The following is a 3,215-nucleotide window of genomic DNA, read 5'->3' on the forward strand; positions in this document are numbered from 1 at the left end:
AGCATCCGGGCGACCACCGCCTACGGCGACATCACCGCCCGCAGCCTCTGACCCCCGACAACCCCGACAACCCCCGAAGGAAGACCACCATCATGCCGAAGAACCGCACTTCCCCGACCGACGCGACCTCGACATGGACCGGCATGGTGCCGGTCGACGACACGGCTCTGGCCGTCACCGACACCGGCGGACCCGGCATCCCCGTGATCTACCTCAACGGCCAGTTCGCCACCCAGGGGTACTGGCGGCGGGTCATCGACGAACTGGGCTCGGGCTGGCGGCACATCACCTACGACGAGCGGGCCCGCGGCAAGAAGTCGAAGCGTTCCGCGGACTACTCCTTCGAGGCCGCCGTCCGGGACGTCGATGCCGTGCTCGCGGCCAGGGGCGTCGACCGGGCGCTGGTGGTGGGCTGGTCCTACGGGGCGGTCGTCGGGGCGCACTGGGCCGGCCGGAACCCGGACCGTGCCATCGGCGCGGTCCTGGTCGACGGCGCGGCCCCGTACGACTGGCTCGACGACGCCATGGAGCAGCGGATCCGCAAGCTGTTCCGCCGGATCGGCTGGCTCACACCGCTGCTGCGCCCGACGGGCCTGACCCCGCGGATGACCGCCGAGGAGCAGGCGGACAGCAACATCGAGCTCGGCAAGCTCTCCCGCGAGCGCGAACTGGGCCCCGTACTGGACGGCATCACCGTCCCGGTGCGGTACGTCCTCGCCTCGGGAACCTCCTTCGGGAGCAAGGGTGACGAGCAGGAGAAGATCCGCGCGGGCCTCGACCCGATATTCGAGCGCAACCCGAACATCCGGCTCGGCGCGAAGGTCGCCAGCAACCACGGCGCCATCCTGAAGAAGGACTTCCGGGCCATCGCCGAGTCCGTACGCGAGGTGGCCGCCCTCGAACGCGGCGGCCGCTGAATCCCCCCGCCCATCCCCTCGGGCCCGTCGATCCCGTTACCTGTTCTCCGCGTCCCTGCGGAAGGCGTCCTGGAACTGGCGCATGAACGCGGTGGTGCCGCCGACGGTCTTCTGCAGTCCGACGCGGGTCTGTACGTCCACGCCGATCGCGATCTGCGTGCCCCTGGTGGGGTTCGCGTCGTGCTGAGCCGTCCAGTACGCGAGCTCGGTCGAGGCGATCGTCTTGTGTGCGTCCTCCGCGCGAGGGTCGTCGCTGCGGATCGCGTACAGCGCTGTCAGCTCGGCCTGCGTGAACACGGTGTGGATGTCCCGGGCTCCGTGTTCGCCCGCCACCGTCTTGATCCCGTCGATGGCGTCGGCGACGCGCGCGCCCACGGTGTCCTCTCCTTCGAGGCCGAGTGCCTTGAGCTCGTCCCGGATGTGTTTCGCGGCCGTCTGGCGCGGAGCGCCGGGGGACACCTCGTCGCGGCGCAGTCCGAAGATGCTCGCCGCCGCGCTGAACTGCTTCTTGATCGTTTGCATCCGCTGTACCTGCGGCACACCGTCGGTACGAGCCTCGCCGGCCGCCCGCTGCACCGCACGGCTCACCGGCAAGCCCCCGGACAGCGCGCGGGTGGCGTTCGCCTCGGCCTCGCGCTCGAACCGGTCGGACGGATCGCTGACCCGCAGGCCGTTGCCGTGGTCCGTACCGGCCACCGGCCCCTTGCGCTGCTGGATGACGTGGGTCAGTTCGTGGGCGAGCGTGTGCTTGTCCGCGCCGCCGTCCCCGATGACCACGTGGCTGCCCGAGGTGTAGGCGCGGGCGCCCAGATCGGCCGCGGAGGCCTTCGCGGCTCCGCCGGTGTGGATGCGTACGTCGGAGAAGTCGGCGCCGAGCCGCGCCTCCATGTCCGTACGGGTGGCGCTGTCCAGGGGGCGGCCGCCCTCGCGCAGGACGTTGTGGACGGCGGAGCGCTGGACCTGCGGCTGCTCCGTCCCGTGGCCGCAACCGGCGTCGTGCTGGTGCCGTTCCTGCTCCCCCGAGTGTCCGGCCCGGCGCAGGAATTGCACGACGGCGGCGTTTCCCGCGGTGCCCTGCAGCCCGTGCAGCGAGTGGAGCGGACTCCCGCCGCCGGCCGGGGCAGGGCCCCGGCTCCGGGTACGGCGGCCTTGCCCGGTGTCGGCGTTCTTGTCTCGGTCTCGGTCTCGGTCGGGAGCGTGCATGAGGCCCACCCTGTACGAGGCCTGCCGCCGGGGGCCAGGTACGCAAGGGCAGATCGAGGTGTCCGAACGGGAACGCGAAGGTGAAAGCCTCCGCAAGCCCTCCCAAAGCCCTGCGCGAGCAGCGGATGGCTACGGCTGCGTCGTTTCGGGCTTGGTGTGGAGGATCTCGCGGGCCTGGTCCGCGGCGCGGGCGATGCTCTCGGAGACGAAGTCGATGAAGCGGGCGATGTTCTCCAGGCGGGCGGCGGCCGGAGAGTCGGGGCCGAGGACGGTGACGCCCTGCCGGGCGACCTCGCCGAGGTGGGCGGTGGCGCGGGCGCTGGCCATCGTCGACTGGTACAAGACGTCGTCGTCGACGACGTAGCGCTCGCGGCGGCGTTCGTCGCGTTCCCGGCGGATGAGGCCCTGGCTTTCGAGGAACGTGATCGCCTTGGATACGGACGCCGGGCTGACCTGGAGGCTCGCGGCGAGTTCGGAGGCGGTGAGGCTGCCGGCGTCGGTGGTGTAGAGGGCGGCCAGCACCCGGGCCGTCATCTTGGGCAGGCCCGATTGCATGAACACGGTGGCGAACACCTCCTCGTACTCGCGCACCGCCTCGGCATCGCGACCGTGGGCCTGCGCGGTCGTCTCCGACCCCCGGGGCGCGGCCTTTCTGCGCCGGTGGGTGCGGCGTTCGGTGGCGCGGTGGGCCAAGTCGGCGCGGTAGGCGGTGGGTCCGCCGTTGCGCATGACCTCGCGGGTGACCGTCGAGGTGGGGCGGTCGAGGCGTCTGGCGATCTCCGCGTAGGCGAGCCCGTCGGCCACCCCCAGCGCGATCTGCTGGCGTTCCTGCTGGGTGAGCCTGCCTCCCGGCATCGCGATCTCCTTCCACGGTTCCCTGATGTCTCCAGCATAGCGTTCACTTTCCGTCCAATGCAACGAACCAAGGAGCTGACGTTGCGTTAAAACCAGATCTGTTGCAACGATATTCAGACTCTGACCTGCCCATATTGCATTTCTACGCAACGAAGTCGTTGCGTGATTCCTAAACGCTACGTAGCTTTTCCCTCATCGGAAACAGCTAGTGAGTGCAAGTGGAGACCATCATGCAGAAGT

The 3,215-nt window shown here is 69.9% G+C and carries 3 protein-coding genes; 1 reads left to right on the forward strand and 2 read right to left on the reverse strand.

The window, feature by feature from the left end; translation table 11 throughout:
- The first annotated feature begins 92 nt into the window (after window positions 1–92).
- The gene (locus ACIQU4_RS42310) at window positions 93–917 is read left to right on the forward strand and encodes an alpha/beta fold hydrolase (protein WP_403743275.1); all 825 of its coding nucleotides are present in this window, start codon (window positions 93–95) and stop codon (window positions 915–917) included.
- A gap of 36 nt (window positions 918–953) precedes the next feature.
- On the opposite strand, the gene ACIQU4_RS42315 is transcribed toward ACIQU4_RS42310, so the two are convergent.
- Window positions 954–1,967: a DUF4157 domain-containing protein gene (locus tag ACIQU4_RS42315; protein WP_403743278.1), complete on the reverse strand. Its 1,014-nt coding sequence runs from the start codon at window positions 1,965–1,967 to the stop codon at window positions 954–956.
- Between the two features lie 282 nt (window positions 1,968–2,249).
- Window positions 2,250–2,975, reverse strand: a complete 726-nt coding sequence (locus ACIQU4_RS42320; protein ID WP_403743281.1) for a helix-turn-helix domain-containing protein — start codon at window positions 2,973–2,975, stop codon at window positions 2,250–2,252.
- Window positions 2,976–3,215: the final 240 nt, after the last annotated feature.

Source organism: Streptomyces sp. NPDC090741 (genome assembly GCF_044769045.1).
Classification (GTDB): domain Bacteria; phylum Actinomycetota; class Actinomycetes; order Streptomycetales; family Streptomycetaceae; genus Streptomyces.

Bases quoted from the DNA above. Each gene is read 5' to 3' on its own strand.
- ACIQU4_RS42310 (WP_403743275.1), top strand. From the start codon at position 93: ATGCCGAAGAACCGCACTTCCCCGACCGACGCGACCTCGACATGGACC.
- ACIQU4_RS42320 (WP_403743281.1), bottom strand. From the start codon at position 2,975: ATGCCGGGAGGCAGGCTCACCCAGCAGGAACGCCAGCAGATCGCGCTG.